The sequence below is a fragment of the Mesorhizobium sp. P2_C4 genome, assembly GCF_056404575.1.
Genome location: NZ_JBFUDT010000004.1, coordinates 764735 through 780011, shown reverse-complemented (window position 1 = coordinate 780011; position 15277 = coordinate 764735). Strand labels below are relative to the sequence as shown.

20 protein-coding genes and 1 pseudogene are annotated in these 15277 nt (G+C 62.9%); 8 read left to right on the top strand and 13 right to left on the bottom strand.

Annotation, left to right across the window (positions count from 1 at the left end; genetic code table 11):
* Positions 1-274, bottom strand: a pseudogene (locus AC1DX6_RS20110) (peptigoglycan-binding protein LysM); the annotation flags it as partial.
* Between the two features lie 116 nt (positions 275-390).
* Here AC1DX6_RS20110 and AC1DX6_RS20105 point away from each other — a divergent pair.
* Positions 391-1002, top strand: coding sequence for an LOG family protein (locus AC1DX6_RS20105; RefSeq protein ID WP_477316436.1), 612 nt, complete (start codon positions 391-393; stop codon positions 1000-1002).
* 132 nt (positions 1003-1134) lie between these two features.
* Here AC1DX6_RS20105 and AC1DX6_RS20100 read toward each other — a convergent pair whose 3' ends face one another.
* Positions 1135-1617 carry a hypothetical protein gene (locus tag AC1DX6_RS20100; protein ID WP_477316434.1) on the bottom strand — a complete coding sequence of 161 codons (483 nt, stop codon included), beginning with the start codon at positions 1615-1617 and terminating at the stop codon, positions 1135-1137.
* A gap of 289 nt (positions 1618-1906) precedes the next feature.
* Between AC1DX6_RS20100 and AC1DX6_RS20095 the strand changes: the two genes are divergently transcribed.
* Entirely contained in the window at positions 1907-2185 is a 279-nt protein-coding gene (locus tag AC1DX6_RS20095) for a hypothetical protein (RefSeq protein ID WP_477316432.1), read from the top strand.
* Between the two features lie 54 nt (positions 2186-2239).
* Positions 2240-3235: a transporter gene (locus AC1DX6_RS20090; RefSeq protein WP_477316430.1), complete on the top strand. Its 996-nt coding sequence runs from the start codon at positions 2240-2242 to the stop codon at positions 3233-3235.
* A gap of 21 nt (positions 3236-3256) precedes the next feature.
* Here AC1DX6_RS20090 and AC1DX6_RS20085 read toward each other — a convergent pair whose 3' ends face one another.
* The 9 genes from AC1DX6_RS20085 to cysS all read right to left on the bottom strand — a co-directional run bounded on the left by AC1DX6_RS20085 (position 3257) and on the right by cysS (position 10982).
* Positions 3257-3943: a glutathione S-transferase family protein gene (locus tag AC1DX6_RS20085; RefSeq protein WP_477316428.1), complete on the bottom strand. Its 687-nt coding sequence runs from the start codon at positions 3941-3943 to the stop codon at positions 3257-3259.
* Positions 3944-3952: 9 nt separating this feature from the next.
* The gene (gene rarD / locus AC1DX6_RS20080) at positions 3953-4879 is read right to left on the bottom strand and encodes an EamA family transporter RarD (protein ID WP_477316426.1); all 927 of its coding nucleotides are present in this window, start codon (positions 4877-4879) and stop codon (positions 3953-3955) included.
* A 140-nt stretch (positions 4880-5019) separates the two neighbouring features.
* On the bottom strand, positions 5020-6642 hold the full coding sequence (gene cimA / locus AC1DX6_RS20075) for a citramalate synthase (RefSeq protein WP_477316424.1): 1623 nt from the start codon (positions 6640-6642) through the stop codon (positions 5020-5022).
* The gene (pip, locus tag AC1DX6_RS20070) at positions 6639-7595 is read right to left on the bottom strand and encodes a prolyl aminopeptidase (RefSeq protein ID WP_477316422.1); all 957 of its coding nucleotides are present in this window, start codon (positions 7593-7595) and stop codon (positions 6639-6641) included. The genes cimA and pip overlap by 4 nt, the downstream gene beginning before the upstream one ends.
* Before the next feature lie 10 nt (positions 7596-7605).
* Positions 7606-8082, bottom strand: coding sequence for a GFA family protein (locus AC1DX6_RS20065; protein WP_477316420.1), 477 nt, complete (start codon positions 8080-8082; stop codon positions 7606-7608).
* Positions 8079-8570 carry a GFA family protein gene (locus AC1DX6_RS20060; protein ID WP_477316492.1) on the bottom strand — a complete coding sequence of 164 codons (492 nt, stop codon included), beginning with the start codon at positions 8568-8570 and terminating at the stop codon, positions 8079-8081. The genes AC1DX6_RS20065 and AC1DX6_RS20060 overlap by 4 nt, the downstream gene beginning before the upstream one ends.
* A 6-nt stretch (positions 8571-8576) precedes the next feature.
* Entirely contained in the window at positions 8577-8963 is a 387-nt protein-coding gene (locus tag AC1DX6_RS20055; RefSeq protein ID WP_477316418.1) for a VOC family protein, read from the bottom strand.
* Entirely contained in the window at positions 8960-9319 is a 360-nt protein-coding gene (locus tag AC1DX6_RS20050) for an endonuclease domain-containing protein (protein ID WP_477316490.1), read from the bottom strand. Before AC1DX6_RS20050 ends, AC1DX6_RS20055 begins: the two co-directional genes overlap by 4 nt.
* 226 nt (positions 9320-9545) lie before the next feature.
* Entirely contained in the window at positions 9546-10982 is a 1437-nt protein-coding gene (gene cysS, locus AC1DX6_RS20045) for a cysteine--tRNA ligase (RefSeq protein ID WP_477316416.1), read from the bottom strand.
* A gap of 401 nt (positions 10983-11383) precedes the next feature.
* On the opposite strand from cysS, the gene AC1DX6_RS20040 reads away from it, so the two are divergent.
* Positions 11384-11539 (top strand): hypothetical protein, encoded by a 156-nt coding sequence (locus AC1DX6_RS20040; protein ID WP_477316414.1) that lies wholly within the window; start codon positions 11384-11386, stop codon positions 11537-11539.
* Between the two features lie 134 nt (positions 11540-11673).
* On the opposite strand, the gene AC1DX6_RS20035 is transcribed toward AC1DX6_RS20040, so the two are convergent.
* The gene (locus tag AC1DX6_RS20035) at positions 11674-12435 is read right to left on the bottom strand and encodes an SOS response-associated peptidase (protein WP_477316412.1); all 762 of its coding nucleotides are present in this window, start codon (positions 12433-12435) and stop codon (positions 11674-11676) included.
* A gap of 119 nt (positions 12436-12554) precedes the next feature.
* Here AC1DX6_RS20035 and AC1DX6_RS20030 point away from each other — a divergent pair, with 119 nt between their 5' ends.
* The 4 genes from AC1DX6_RS20030 to AC1DX6_RS20015 all read left to right on the top strand — a co-directional run bounded on the left by AC1DX6_RS20030 (position 12555) and on the right by AC1DX6_RS20015 (position 14944).
* Entirely contained in the window at positions 12555-12980 is a 426-nt protein-coding gene (locus tag AC1DX6_RS20030) for an NUDIX hydrolase (RefSeq protein WP_477316410.1), read from the top strand.
* A gap of 49 nt (positions 12981-13029) precedes the next feature.
* A complete protein-coding gene (locus AC1DX6_RS20025) occupies positions 13030-13407 on the top strand; it encodes a TIGR02301 family protein (RefSeq protein WP_477316408.1) in 378 nt (125 codons plus the stop codon).
* A gap of 354 nt (positions 13408-13761) precedes the next feature.
* Positions 13762-14019: a hypothetical protein gene (locus tag AC1DX6_RS20020; protein WP_258603005.1), complete on the top strand. Its 258-nt coding sequence runs from the start codon at positions 13762-13764 to the stop codon at positions 14017-14019.
* Between the two features lie 121 nt (positions 14020-14140).
* Positions 14141-14944 (top strand): hypothetical protein, encoded by an 804-nt coding sequence (locus tag AC1DX6_RS20015; RefSeq protein ID WP_477316406.1) that lies wholly within the window; start codon positions 14141-14143, stop codon positions 14942-14944.
* Positions 14945-15047: 103 nt separating this feature from the next.
* On the opposite strand, the gene AC1DX6_RS20010 is transcribed toward AC1DX6_RS20015, so the two are convergent.
* A complete protein-coding gene (locus AC1DX6_RS20010; RefSeq protein ID WP_477316404.1) occupies positions 15048-15275 on the bottom strand; it encodes a hypothetical protein in 228 nt (75 codons plus the stop codon).
* Positions 15276-15277: the final 2 nt, after the last annotated feature.

The window sequence follows — 15277 nt, the reverse complement described above, 5'->3', positions numbered from 1 at the left end:
CCGCCGCAGGTGCTGCAGGCGCCGCCGGTGCCGCGGCAGCCGGCGCGGGTGCAGCCGGCGCCGTCGCATCGGTGGCTGCGGCGGGTGCTGGCGGCAGCCGTCCCTCGGTGCCCGGATCGGCCGGCTTTTGCGCCGGCGGTGTCAACGCCGCGACTTCCGCCGGAGGCGTGTGACTGAAATACGGGTCAAGTGCACCCGACACATAGGCCGTTCCCGCGACCGCAACGGTCCCACCCGCCGCGAACAAAAACGCCTTCAATGGATTGATTGCCATGTATTTGCTTACCCCTTAGCCACCTAATGCCGGTCTAGCGCGTTTTGTCTGGACCGACAAGAAAAAGCCCGCCCCGGGCTTGACCACGCTTTCAGACCCAATCACCAATCACTTGCATGAACACGATTCGATCCGTCTGTGTCTATTGCGGCTCGTCTCCGGGCCGCGATGAAACCTATGCCAAGGCCGGACACCTGCTTGGCCGTTCGATTGCCAGGTCCGGCCTGCGGCTGATCTATGGCGGCGGCACCAAAGGCATCATGGGCGCCGTCGCCGAAGGCGCATTGCGGGCCGGCGGCAAGGTTACGGGCATCATTCCGCGCTTCCTCATCAACAAGGAAGCAACCGGAACCGCGCTTGACCGGCTCGACGAGCTCGTGATCACCGACAACATGCACGAACGCAAACATAAGATGTTCGAGAAATCCGACGCCTTTGTGGCGCTGCCGGGCGGCATCGGCACGGTCGAGGAGATCGTCGAGATCATGACCTGGGGCCAGCTGGGCCATCACCGCAAGCCGATCGTCTTCGCCAACGTCAAAGGCTTCTGGGACCCGATGCTGGCGCTGCTCGACCACATGACGGCGGAAGGCTTCATCCACACCGCGCAGCGGGTCAAGCCGCTGGTGGTCGCCGACCCCGAAGCAATCGTCGCCGCCATCATGGTGGCGGGATCGTCCGTCGACGCGCCGACCGAGGGTGTGCAGTCGGTGATAGACAAGATGTGAGGCAGCCGGGAACTAGGAAGGGCAGCTATGCCTACCGCCGCGGTGCCGCTCGCGCCCTATTCCGGCTTCGGGCCGAAGTGCTGAGGCCGGAGCGATGAAGAAGCGAAGGCGTTGTCGCTGACGCGGCAGCGCTCACCCGCGACCGAAAATACGCCGAAGGACGCTTGCGCGCCGCGCGCTAATATAACGTTCGGGCAAGGGGCGGGTGAGCAAAAACTGCTCATGGCCCTCGATGGTTTCCGTGCCGCGATAGCTGCATTGCAGGGAACGGGCCAAGGGAGCGATTTCCTTCAGCACTGCCCGGAATCCCTCTCCATCGATCGGCACGTCCTTCACCATGCGCAGTTCCCGAGAGAATGCCTCGAAAGCGATGAAGCGATAGCCGCGTGATTCGAGCTCGGCGCGCAGCTTTGTCAGCGACGACTCCGCGCCCCAGAATTCGAAGCGCGTCGGCCGGATACGAGCGTCGGAGGCGATTTCCAGGCTGAGGTCGCCAATCGCCTCGGCAGGAAGAATTTGCGGGGCAACTGCGCCAAGCGAGTGCCGCTCGAGTGTCAGTGGAAAGGCAAGAGCCTGTGCGGCCGACCGCGCAATAGCCTCGAAGCCGGGGGACATCCTCCGTTACAAAGTAGAACTCCCGCCGTCCCTCGCCGTGCCGCTCGGCGAGGTAGCACGCAGGGCAGGCCGCGCTGACCAAACCCTCGCAGAGTTTTTCGAGGAAGGCGTAGTTCCGCTTCGACCCCTTGGGTGTCAGCAAAGCGTCTTTCCGCATCACTTCGTCTTCGCGGGATGTGGGCTTCACCAGCAGGATCGGAAGCGAAGTCGCAGCTTGCAGAAGTGCCATGTTCACCCTCGTATGGATGAACACCTCGCTGCCGTCGGCACGATACCGTATGAGGCTTCGATGCGGATCACCCTTGCGGATGACCTCTTCCGTCACATCGTCCGATACCTGTTCGCCGGTGACCTCGAACTGAAGCAAAGTCATTGCGTGGCCTTCGCTCCCAAATCGCAATTGGTGGGTGTGACGCCACCGATCATAGCTCATCATGCGCGGCAGTCGAATCAAAGCTCGCAGGAGCGCTACACGCCAAAGCGGATCCGCCAGCCGCGCGCCGCTGATCGACAGACTGTGATCCGCTGTCAAAAAACCGTCACACGAAACCGGGTTCGCCCATGCTAGGAATTTGCAGCCGCCGCCGCGCGGCGCAGTATTCGTGACCTTGGCGCAGCGACCATGAACATCGCCCTCAATCCGGAAAGCCCTTCGTCCCTCTTGCCCGACGAGCATGGGCTGTTCTTCATCTATCATTTCACCGCTGAGGGCGCGCGAACCAAGGACGTCGCCGCCGCGCACTGGACATGGCGCAGCTACCAGCTTTCCGATATGCGCGCCCGCCACGAAATCGCCACCGAGCCGGCGCTGCCGCCACCGGTGCGCGAGGCCTTTCTGACCTCGAACCATGGCTGCCACATCGACCTCGAGGACGACTGGCTCTATGGCGACCTGCCGGACCTGCGCCACGACTATTCGGCGGAGGCGCGCGGGCTCGGCCATTTCCGCTTCGCTCTCAACGAGACGATGCTGATCGGCGCTCGCAAGCAGCCGCTGCAATCGGTCGACAATGTGCGCAAGGCAATCGAGAACGGAGCGCGCAAATTCCGCTCGCCGGCCGAATTGATCGAGGCTGTCATAGGCCAATCGTTCGACGGCATGGCGAAAGAGCTCGCCGGCCTTGGCGACACACTCGACGGCATCGAGGACCGCATCGTCTGCGACGCATGGCACAATGAGCGCCAGGCACTGGTCGATGCGCGCCGGCATCTGGTGGTGATCCACCGGCAGATGGCGACGCTGACCAATCTGTTTCGCCATCTCGACCATTCGCACCGCAACGATCTGCCTGACTCGATCAACGACATGGCGGCACGGCTGTCGCACCGGGCGCAAACACTGCACTATGACGGCGAGCAGCTGCAGGCGCGCGCCCGGCTGTTGCAGGACGAGCTGATGGCCAAGCTGACGACGCAGTCGAACCAGTTGCTTTACGTGCTGTCGGTGATGACGGCGGTGCTGTTGCCGATGACCATCATCTCGGGCCTGTTCGGCATGAATGTCGGCGGTCTGCCCTTGGTCAACACGCCGATGGGTTTTTGGGTGGTGTCATCGGTGTCGCTGGTGATCGCTGGGATAACCTATCTCTTCGTCCGCCGGCTCGGGCGAGGGTTTTAGAGAGAGATAGCGCCCTTCCCTTCAAGCCGTGGCGCGCAGGTCTTCGATGATGGTGCCGCCGGCACGAACTTCCGCCTCATGGTCGGGTTCGCGCCATGTCTCGGCAATAGCCGCTTCATACCAGTCGCGCATCGCCGGCAGGTCGAGCAATTGCCTGGGATAGGCGTTGGCCGCACCCTCGAAGGACAGGGCATAGGACAACGCCCGAAATGCCACCGGAGCAAAGAAAGCGTCGACGGCGGTGAAGTGCTCGCCGGCCAGGAACGGTCCGCCGAAGCGGGCAAGACCGTCGTTCCAGAGATCGCCGAGGCGGAAGAGGTCGTGCTTCAGCGCATCCGACATTGGAAAGGGTTTGACGCGCAGGCCGCAGCTCATCGGGCATGAACCGCGCAGAGCGGTGAAGCTCGAATGCATTTCAGCGGCGGCCGAGCGCGCCCAGGACCGCGCCTTGGCTTCGACAGGCCACACACCATGGTGGCGCTCGGCGAGATATTCGGCGATGGCCAGCGAATCCCAGACCGCCCAGCCGTCGTCGATCAGGCACGGCACCCGGCCGCTGGGCGAAAAGGAACGGAAGAGATCAAAGCTCGATCCGGTCGGAAATGGCGTCAACCGTTCCTCGAACGGGATGTCCAGCATGCGCATCAGCACCCATGGCCGCAGCGACCAAGAGGAATAGTTCTTGTTGGCGATATGCAGCACGTACATTGGGGATCCCTAGCTTGTGGCCGCCACCGGCCGGATCTCGCGGCCACGGAACATCGACCACGAATACATCGCCAGCGCCGCCCAGATCAGGCCGAAGGCGATGGCCTGGACGGTGCCGAAAGGCTCATTGAAGATCAGCACGGCGATCAGGAAGACAATGGTCGGCGCGATGTACTGCATGATGCCGATGGTGGACAGCCGCAGCAGCCTGGCGCCGAACGCAAACAGCAGCAGCGGCACCGAAGTGATCGGGCCGCAGCCGATCAGCAAGGCGGTATCGGTCGCGGTGCCATGGACGAAATGGTCCTGTCCGGTGGCGATCAGGGAGGTGATGTAGCCGAGGGCCGGCACCGACAGCAAAAGCACTTCGAGCAGGAAACCCTGGCTCGGGCCGATCGGCAATGTCTTGCGGAAGAAGGCGTAGGCGGCGAAGGAGAAGGCCAGCGCCAGCGACACCCAGGGCAGCTTGCCGCCCTCGATGGTCAGCACCGTGACCGCGACCGCCGCCAGCGCCACTGCCGCGATCTGCAGCCGGTCGAGCCGTTCGCCAAGCAGGAGCGCGCCGACGACGACATTGACCAGCGGATTGATGTAGTAGCCGAGGGCGGTTTCGACGGTGCGATCCATCGCGATCGCCCAGACATAGATGCCCCAGTTGACTGAAATCAGCGCCGCCGTCAGCGCGGCCATTGCAATGGTGCGCGGCGAGCGAATAGCCGCCTTGAAATCCGCCGTGCGGCCGGCCCAGACCAGAACGGCCGCGGCAATCGGCACCGACCAGACGATGCGATGGGCGATGACTTCGGCCAGCGGCAGATGCGCGACCGCCTTCATGTAGAAGGGCAGCAGCCCCCACAAGAGATAGGCGGCGAGCGCCAGCAGGAAGCCGCGACGGGCTTTGGCATCTGCTTCCAGGCGAATTGCTTCAGTGACCATGGCCCAACGCTATGGCCCAGCCGCCTCGCCAAGACCATCGCAAATTACTGATGGATCAATGGACTTTTGGTGATGGTTCAAACGCCAGGCGCAAGTTCCTCGCCCCACGAAGTGGGGAGAGGAACCCAAGTCCTGCAAGCTCACTCCGCCGCCACCAGCCCGGCCATGTCGCGGTTCTTCATCAGCTTGTAGACGATCGAATCCATCAGCGCCTGGAACGAGGCGTCGATGATGTTTTCGGAGACGCCGACCGTCCACCATCGGGCGCCGGTGCCGTCATGCGATTCGATCAAAACCCGGGTGATCGCTTCGGTGCCGCCATTGAGGATACGCACCTTGAAGTCGGCCAGTTCGAGGTCGGCGATCTCGTTCTGGAATTTGCCAAGATCCTTGCGCAGAGCGATGTCGAGTGCGTTGACAGGGCCATGCCCTTCGGCCACCGACATCTTCTCCTCGCCGTCGACCACCACCTTGACGATCGCCTCGGAGACCGTCTTCAGCTGACCGTTGGCGTCGAAGCGGCGCTCGACCATGCAGCGGAATGAGGTGACGTTGAAGAATTCCGGCACGCCGTGCAGCATCCTGCGCGCCAGAAGCTCGAAGGAGGCGTCGGCACCTTCATAGGCATAGCCCTCGGCTTCGCGTTCCTTGACCACGGAAATCAGCGCGTCGAGCCGATTGTCATCCTTCGGCATGTCGATGCCGCGCCGCTTCAGCTCGGCGAGGAAATTGGCCTTGCCGCCCTGGTCCGAGACCATGACGCGGCGGCGGTTGCCGACGGCTTGCGGCTCGACATGCTCATAGGTTGCCGGTTCCTTTGCCAGCGCCGAGGCATGGATGCCGGCCTTGGTGGCGAAGGCGGACGCGCCGACATAGGGCGCCTGCGCTTCCGGGGCGCGGTTCAAGAGCTCATCGAAGGCGCGGGACAAGCGCGATACACCAGTCAAGGCCTCGGCCGAAATGCCCGTTTCGAAACGCGTGGAAAAGGCCGGCTTCAGCGCCAGCGTCGGCACGATCGAGATCAGATTGGCGTTGCCGCAACGCTCGCCGATGCCGTTCAGCGTACCCTGGATCTGGCGCACGCCGGCCTCGACTGCGGCCAGAGAATTGGCGACTGCCTGGCCGGTATCATCATGGGCATGGATGCCGAGATGGTCGCCGGGGATGCCGGACGCAATAACCTTGTCGACGATGGCGCGCACCTCCGACGGCTGCGTGCCGCCATTGGTGTCGCACAGCACCACCCAGTGCGCGCCGGCATCATAGGCGGTCTTCGCACATGCCAGCGCATAGTCGGGATTGGCCTTGAAGCCGTCGAAGAAATGCTCGCAGTCGACCAGCGCCTCCTTGCCCGAAGCGATCGCCGCCTCGACCGAGGCTTTTATCGAATCGAGGTTCTCCTCGTTGGTACAGCCAAGCGCGACGCGCACATGATAGTCCCAGGTCTTGGCGACAAAGCAGATGGCGTCGGACTTCGACTGCACGAGCGCGGCGAGGCCAGGATCGTTGGAGACCGACACCCCTGCCCGCTTGGTCATGCCGAAGGCGACGAATTTGGCGTTCGCCGTGCGCTTCTCCTGGAAGAAGGCGGTGTCGGTCGGATTGGCACCGGGATAGCCGCCTTCGACATAGTCGATACCAAACTCGTCGAGCAGCTTGGCGATGGCGATCTTGTCCTCGACGGAAAAGTCGATGCCCGGCGTCTGCTGGCCATCGCGCAGTGTGGTGTCGAAGAGATAGAGGCGCTCGCGAGCCATGGTCATTTCCCCGCAAACCGGTCGGTCGTCCGGATCAGACGGTCGAGGATGCCCGGCTCCGAATAGGCATGGCCGGCGCCCTCGATCAGATGGAAATCCGCTTTCGGCCAGGCCTTGTGCAGCGCCCAGGCATAGCGCGCCGGGCACGGCATGTCGTAGCGGCCGTGGACGATGGTGCCGGGGATATCGCTCAGCTTGCCAGCATCGCGCAGCAGCTGTCCTTCCTCCAGCCAGCCGGCATGGACGAAATAATGGTTCTCGATGCGGGCGAAGGCAATGGCGAAGTCGTCCTCGCCGAACTTGTCGCTGGTCTCCGGCTCCGGCAGCAGCGTGATCGTCTCGCCTTCCCACAGGCTCCAGGCAAGGGCGGCTTCTAGCTGCGCCTTGCGGTCGGAGCCGACCAGCCGCTTGCGGTAGGCGGCCATCATGTCGCCGCGCTCGGCCTCAGGGATCGGCGCCTGGAAACGTTCCCACTTGTCGGGGAACATTTCGGAGACGCCGAACTGATAATACCATTCAAGCTCGGCACGGGTCAGCGTGTAGATGCCACGCACGACGAGCTCGCTGACGCGATCGGGATGCGTTTCGGCATAGGCGAGCGCCAACGTCGAGCCCCAGGAGCCGCCGAACACCAGCCATTTGTCGAAGCCGCACATGGTGCGCAGCCGCTCGATGTCGGCGACCAGATGCCAGGTGGTGTTGGCCTCCAGCGAGGCGTTGGGCGTCGATTTTCCGCAGCCGCGCTGATCGAACAAAATAACGTCGTAGAGCTTCGGGTCGAACAGCCGCCGATGTTTTGGCGAGATGCCGCCGCCGGGGCCGCCATGCAGGAAGACAGCCGGCTTGGCGCCCTTGGTGCCGGAGCGCTCCCAATAGACCTGGTGGCCGTCGCCGACATCGAGCATGCCGGACTCAAAGGCCTCGATCTCGGGATAAAGGGTACGAAGGTCACTGCTCATATTTCAACGCTCACAATTGCAGTCCGTGCGCCGGCCAGTCCGTGGTTTCGTGGTCGGGATGCTGGAAGGAAATGATCTGCTCCTGGCGGGTGTAGAAATCCGGATCCTGATGCATGGGCTGATCGAAGATCGTCTCCACCCAGGGCAGCCGGACGGCGTAGTTGACCTGAATCTGCGGCGCCAAGTCCGAGCGGTCGTCGAAAGCGCCGATGGCGATCTCCAGCCCGCCGGGCTGGCGGTAGGTCAGCGGCGTGCCGCAACGGGCGCAGAAGCCGCGATCGATGTTGATCGAGGACTGGAAATAACTCGGCTCCTCGCGGATCCATTCGACACCGTCCTTGGGCACCGTCACCAACGCGCCGAAGAAGGAGCCGAACTGTTTCTGGCACATCCGGCAATGGCAGATGGACGGGCGGCCGAGCGCGCCGTGGATGCGAAAGCGCACGGCGCCACACTGGCAGCCGCCGGTTCGAACTTCATCGGTCATGATCTTTCCTTCGGCGGCCATTGTTCGGTGTCGTGGTCGGGATGCTGATAGGAGACGAGGTCGGCAAGATAGGGCGCCGACGAGAGATCGGCCTCCGTGTCCTCGCCCGGCAATTGCGGGATAGAGTCGACATAGGGCAGCTTTGCCTCGGTGCCCCACTGGATCAGCGGCACGATTTCCGCCGGCTCGTCGAAAGCACCGATGGCGAGGCCGACGCCGTCCGGCGCGGTAAAAGTCAGCGGCGTACCGCAATCGGCGCAGAAGCCGCGTTGGACATGGTTCGACGACTGGAAATATTTCGGCTGGCCGCGCGTCCAGTCGAGTTTGGCGCCGCGCACCGAGACCAGCGGCGCATAGAAGGCGCCGAAGGCCTTCTGGCACATGCGGCAATGGCAGATGGAGGCATCACCCAGCGTGCCTTCGACGCGAAAGCGGACCGCGCCGCACTGGCAGCCGCCGGTATAGATCGGCCGGTTGTCGAGGCTCATCATGCGTCACTCCGGGGCATGGCAGACGGCTTCGACATTGTTGCCGTCGGGATCGAAGACGAAGGCGCCGTAGTAATTCGGGTGATAGTGCGGGCGCAGGCCCGGCCCGCCATTGTCCTTTCCGCCGGCGGCAAGGGCCGCGGCATGGAAAGCATCGACCTCGGCGCGGCTGCGCGCGGTGAAAGCGACGTGCTGGTGGTCCTTCGGCTTGTCCTTGCCGGCATGCAGCCAGAACACCGGCCGGTCGCGGCCATAACCGCCGACCTTGGCGCCGCCGGTGTATTCCTGCGGCACCATGTAGAGAAGCGACGCACCGAGCGGCGCCATCGCCTTGTCGTAAAAGGCTTTTGACGCGTCGAAATCGGAAACGGTGATGCCGAGATGGTCGATCATGATACTGCCTCCCTTGCTGGTTCGCTTGCCGGCATTTCGGCGCCGGCCAGACCGGCCACAATCACGATGTGCTGGCAGACATTGTCGATATCGCGAATGACGTCGTCGTTCCAGAAGCGCAGGATGGTCCAGCCCAGCTCTTCAAGCCTTGCGCTTCTCTCGGTGTCCAATGCCGAAGCCGCGGCTTGGGCATGCTGTGACCCATCCAATTCGACGATCAGCTTTTTGTCCGGGCAGGCGAAATCGACGATGTAGCCGGCAATGGGCATCTGGCGGCGAAACGCCAATCCCATAAGCCGGTGCGCGCGAATCTCGTTCCAAAGCTTCAATTCGGCGTCGGTCATGGCTTTGCGCATCTTGCGCGCGTTGCCGCGGTTGTTGGCGGGTACTGGATAGTGGGTCACCGCAGTTCGCCCCCCTCTGTCCTGCCGGACATCTCCCCCTCAAGGGGGGAGATTGGCGGTTTCGCCGGCAGCGCCTTTTCTGCAATCTCGGCGATTGGCGAAAACGACGATGCCATCCAATCTCCCCCCTTGAGGGGGAGATGGCCGGCAGGCCAGAGGGGGGTATTCTGCCGAGCCCTCACCGCCTGACCTCCCACGTCGTCACGCGTTCGCCGGTGGCGGGGTCCTTGCCGTCCTTCAACTGTACACCTTGCGCCAAAAGCTCGTCGCGGATGCGGTCGGCCTCGGGCCAGTTTTTCGCAGCGATGAGCGCAAGACGGTTGGCGATCACCTTGGCGACATCGCCTTCATCGACAACAGCCGAAGCCACATCGAAGCCGAGGAACAGAAGGGCGGCCTTCAGCGACGCAGCTGCATCGTTGCCGTCGGCGGCCTCGCTGGCCAGTTGCGTCAGCACCTGGAACGCGGCATAGGAGGCAAGATCATCCGACAGGGCTTCGACCACGGCCTCAGGCAACGGCTTTACCGCCGCAGGCGCCAGGTCCGCCGCCCGCTTCCATTTGCGCAGCGTGTTCTCGGCCTCTTCCAGCTTGCGCACGGAAAAGTCGATCGGCTCGCGGTAATGCGTCATCAGCATCGCCAGCCTGAGCACCTCGCCCGGCCATTTGCGGCCGCCAAAGGTCTCGGTCTCCAGCAATTCGTTGATCGAGTAGAAATTGCCCAGGCTCTTGGACATCTTCTGGCCCTCGACCTGCAGGAAGCCGTTGTGCATCCACACCTTGGCCATGACATCGGTGCCGTGGGCGCAGCGCGACTGGGCGATCTCGTTCTCGTGGTGCGGGAAGATCAGGTCGAGGCCGCCGCCATGGATGTCGAAGACCTCGCCCAGATAGGCGGCCGACATGGCCGAGCACTCGATGTGCCAGCCCGGCCTGCCCCTGCCCCACGGGCTATCCCAGCCCGGCTCTTCCGGCGACGACAGTTTCCACAGAACAAAGTCGCCGGGGCTCTTCTTGTGCGCGTCGACGGCGACGCGGGCGCCGGCCTGCTGCTCGTCGAGATTGCGCTTCGACAGCTGGCCATAGTCCGGCATCGAGGCGGTGTCGAACAGCACTTCGCCTGAAGCGACATAGGCATGGCCGCGCTCGATCAGGCGCTCGATCAGGGTGATCATGTCGGCCTTGCCGTCGGCGCGCGGGGCGACGAATTCGGTGGCGCGCGGCTCGACCGTCGGCTCGAGGCAACCAAGCGTCGCGACATCCCTATGGAACTGGTCGGCGGTCTTTTCGGTGACCCGCCGGATCGCCTCGTTGAGCGACAGTTTTCCCGAAGCTATCTCGCCGCCGAAATCGCGCAGCGCGCGGGCGTTAATCTTGTCGTCGACATCTGTGATGTTGCGCACATACGTCACATGCGCCTCGCCGTAGAGATGGCGCAACAAACGGAACAGCACATCGAAGACGATCACTGGCCGCGCATTGCCGATATGGGCAAAGTCGTAGACGGTCGGGCCGCAGACATACATGCGCACATTCAACGGATCGATCGGGAAGAAATCTTCCTTGCTCCGCGTTAGCGTGTTGTAGAGGCGCAGGCCCTTCGATGCGTCAGACATTCGTGCCGTCCCGGTCGGTTGCTTCGTTCGAACATGGTTCGGAGCCAGCTTCGCGCCGAGGCGCAAATCAGGCTCCAGCCTGCTGGCCGGGGCGTTTGTCCACTCTAGAAGGAAGATGAGGCGAAAACGTCCGGACCAGCGCGAGGCTAGCCAATAATGCAAATGCCACAAATGGCGAAAAACGTTTTCATGCGCGGCTTTATCGCCTCGCCCAGTGTTGCCGTCAAGTCGCAACTTTCGGCAAAAGAGCCGTTGGACCAGAGGTAATCGAGGGCTGAAACATTTTATTAAACATGTCGGCACAGTCATGAAACATTCGCCGACTAGTTCACCAGACGTCACGATTCGGTCAGATTCGGCCGGCAAACGCAGACACGAAAATGTTACCAGGGAAGAGAAGCATGTCTCGAAGCAAGCAAGATACCAGCCGCGCCCAGCAACCGGCGCTGGCCAATCACTACCGGGCGATCGGTCCGGCCGCGATTGTCGCCGCCCTTTTGCACACCGCGAAAAAGAAGAAGCCGGCACCGAAGCTCGTATCGCCGCGCGCTGCCTGAATTGAGGCGCAGCCGGCGCAATGCGTCGGCGATGAAGGCTGAGGCGCCAAGCGCCTCGCAAACACAGCCTCTGTCCCCCTTTGCTCGAGCACGATCTTTCCCGAAAATCGGGAACCACTTTACGGGATCATGCGCTAAAACAACGTCATCTGAGTGTCGTCCGCGCCAGGCTTCTGGCGCTTGACCTTCTCCGGCTCCGGCCCAACGACACCCCTCTCCTGAATCTCCGGTCCGGTGTTGGCGACCTTGTTGACGAGGTCGGAAACGGAAATCGCCTCGAAGAAATCGGGCTGTGCCGGCCGCAGCAGGTCGGCCACGTCACGCGGCTCGAGCGCCCGGCAATCAAGCCAGCGGGCGAAATCCTCAGGCGCGATCACCACCGGCATGCGGTCATGGATGTGGGCGATGTCGGCATTGGCGTTGACGGTCAGGATGGCGCCGGTGTCCATTTCCGAGCCGCCCGGCTCGGCATAGGTCTCGATCAGCCCGGCGAAGGCGACCAGCCCGCCATGCCTCGGCCGTATCCAGTAGGGCTGCCCCTTCTTGCCGCCGGTTTGACGCCATTCATAGAAGCCGGAGGCCGGCACCAGAGCGCGGCGGTGGCGCATGGCGGCCTTGAACGATGCCTTTTCGGCCGCCCCTTCCGAGCGGGCATTGAACAGCAGCGGAAACTCGCGTGTGTCCTTGACCCAGGTCGGAATCAGGCCCCAACGCACCAGCATCGGTTGCCGGTCGGGCAGGTTCGAACCCGGCGCCTGTGGCAGGCTGGAGAGCGCCATCAGGATCGGCTGCGTCGGCGCGATGTTGTAGCGGGCTGGAAAATCCTCGAGCTCCGCCAGACCGAGAAAGGCGGCGGTCTGGTCCGGCGTGGCGGTCAGGGCAAAGCGTCCGCACATGAGGCTGAACTCGCGAATTGGTCCGATGCGAAAGTGGCGATGGAACCGGCGGTGCGCAACCGCTAAAGCTGTTTGTCACTGGCCGTCCACAGCGACAGCAGCCGAACGATCGGAAATCCATGGACGAGATGCGAAAGACACTGCCGGCGGTCTCGGTCGCCGTCGTGCGCGGCGACACGGTGCTGCTGGTCAAGCGGGCACGGCAGCCCTCGCAGGGGCTTTATGCCTTTCCGGGCGGCAAGGTCGAAACCGGCGAGACGCTGGAGCAGGCAGTGCAACGCGAATTGCTGGAGGAAACCGGGCTGCGTGCAGCCGCGTATCGCCCGCTGCGCGAAATCCATATCGATGGCAGGAGCGACGGCCATCCTGTCGACTACCTGCTGACGGTGTTTGGCGCCGCCTATGTCGGCGGCGAGGCGGTGGCCAGCGACGACGCCGAGACCGCCGCCTTCTATACGCTCGGTGAAATGACAGCACTGCCCCTCGCCGGTTCGGTGTTTGCCGTGGCCGAAGAATTGCTTGGCTCCAAGAGCACCGGAGCTTGAGCCCCGAGAATCGCCTTGCAGGCGACAAATTGTTTGGCCAGAAAGACTTATGACCCGCGCTTCGCTGTTCCTTGCCGCATGCCTCGCCGCCAGCACGGCTGTCGCGGCGCGCCCGGCCTTGGCAGTCGAATCGCCGTTCGAGCCCGGGCTGATGCGGCTGGCGGAGGTTCTGGGATCGCTGCATTTTCTGCGCAATCTGTGCGGCGAGAAGGGCGATCAGTGGCGTGGCGAGATGGAAAAGCTGATCGAATCGGAAAATCCAGACCCGGAGCGGCGCGCCCGCTTCATCGCCAGTTTCAACCGCGGCTACCGCTCCTTCGGCGGCACCTACACCCGGTGCACGGCGTCGGCGACCGAAGCTATCAGCCGCTACATGAAGGAAGGCGAGACGCTGTCGCGCGACATCGCCTCGCGCTACGGTAACTGACAGGCGCTTAAGGCGGCTTCCCACCTTGGCGCCATTCGCCTTCGAACCTCCCCGTCTTGTGTCCGATGCCCTCTTGGTGCAAACCTTGTGTTGCACTTCTGCAACGGTATTAACGAAACGTTACCGCGCAGATATGGAATTAACTCAAACTGAAGGTTTTCACCCCGTAGGCCGGCCTAATCGGCTAAGTTTGAATCGGATCGAACGCAGGTTTGCTAAAGACGACGCACCTTTTGGAAATCGACCCCAGAAATGTCGTATTTACAAACACTTACTTGGACCTGCGTATAAAAGGGACAGCCCAAGCCTGATCCGCATCTTTCGGATCGTCGCTTGCAAAGGGTGGACATCGCAATGGAACATGGCGTCAGCGACATCGACGCGTTGGTCAGGGAAGAAAAGCGCCTGACCGCAGTAGAAAGCCACAGCGAGGCCTGGGCGGAAGGATTGTCGGCTGGAATCGAGCCGGAAATCATCGCCGAGGCGGCACTCGAAACCGCATTCGGCGAGATGCTGCGCGCCAATGGCGAAACCTCGGCCCTTGCCCTGCTCGACCGCATGCGTGAAAAGGTAATTGCTGGCGCCTTCGAACCAGGACGATTGCAGCACTAGACCTGGTTCTTCGACGGCGACGCGCCACTTGGGCACCCGCCCCAAGGCATCTGGACGAGCCTGGGCACCTGTAAAGGCCCGAGGCACCTGTAAGGGCCTGAGAACCAAGGAGAAGCAGTCGGTGAATTTTTCGATGTCAGGCAAGCCGCGTGGCTTGATCCTCAGCATCTGGCTCGCCGCCTGCTGCGCCGCTACACCGCCGGCGCTCTGTCTTACCAGCAGCCCCGCTTTTGCCTTGAGCGAGATCAAGCGGGACGACCTTCCCTCGCCGGTCGCGCCACCCGCCGCCGACGACATGTCGCCGCCCGGAACTGCCGTGCCGATGCCCGATCCGCTCGGCACGACGCCACCGGCGGCCGGTCAGCCGAAGCCTTCCGACGATCCCGAACAGAGCGAGCCGGAAGGGCCGACCGACGATGGCGGCGTGGCCAACCCGCGTGCCGATCCGGATGCGCCCTTGCCCGAAGTCGTCTACGACCTTTCCAAGCTGCCGGAGCCGGTCAGGCGCATGCACGATCTGATCGTCGAGGCCTGCGTCAGCGGCGACATCGAGAAGCTGAGGCCGCTGATCGGCAAGGGCGATACGATGACCCAGTTGTCGCTGGGCGACATCGATGGCGACCCGATTGCCTTCCTGAAAGGCCTTTCGGGCGACACGGAAGGCCAGGAAATCCTCGCCATCATGGAAGAGGTGCTCAATGCCGGTTATGTCCATATCGACGTAGGCACGCCGCAGGAGCTCTATGTCTGGCCGTATTTCTTCGCGCTGCCGCTGGACAAGCTCGACGCGAAACAGCGGGTCGAGCTGTTCAAGATCGTCACCGCCGGCGACTATGACGACATGAAGCAGTTCGGCGCCTACATCTTCTACCGCGTCGGCATCACGCCCGCCGGACAATGGACGTTCTTCGTCGCCGGGGATTGAGCTCCCTTGTGGGGCAAGCGGGCGACAGTTTGACTTCTGCTCGCAGTGTGTCCTGTTTGATATTCTGGCTGCGAGAAGGAAGATCGGGAGGAGAGAGCGCGCTTCAGACAGTGGTTAAAAGGATGCCATGACCGAATTCGTTGGCCAGATTCTGGATAAGCAGCTTTTCACGCGCCGTCAGGCGCTTCTGATCGACAAAACGCCAATTGCGCTCGTATAGCGCAAATGCCTCTTCGGCCGGAATTGGGCGCGTAGCGTCGCGGCTCCAGGCGATTGCCTGGAGTTCCGGAAACTCAGCGGGGACGATCATGGGCGCGACATCTGCGTTCATAA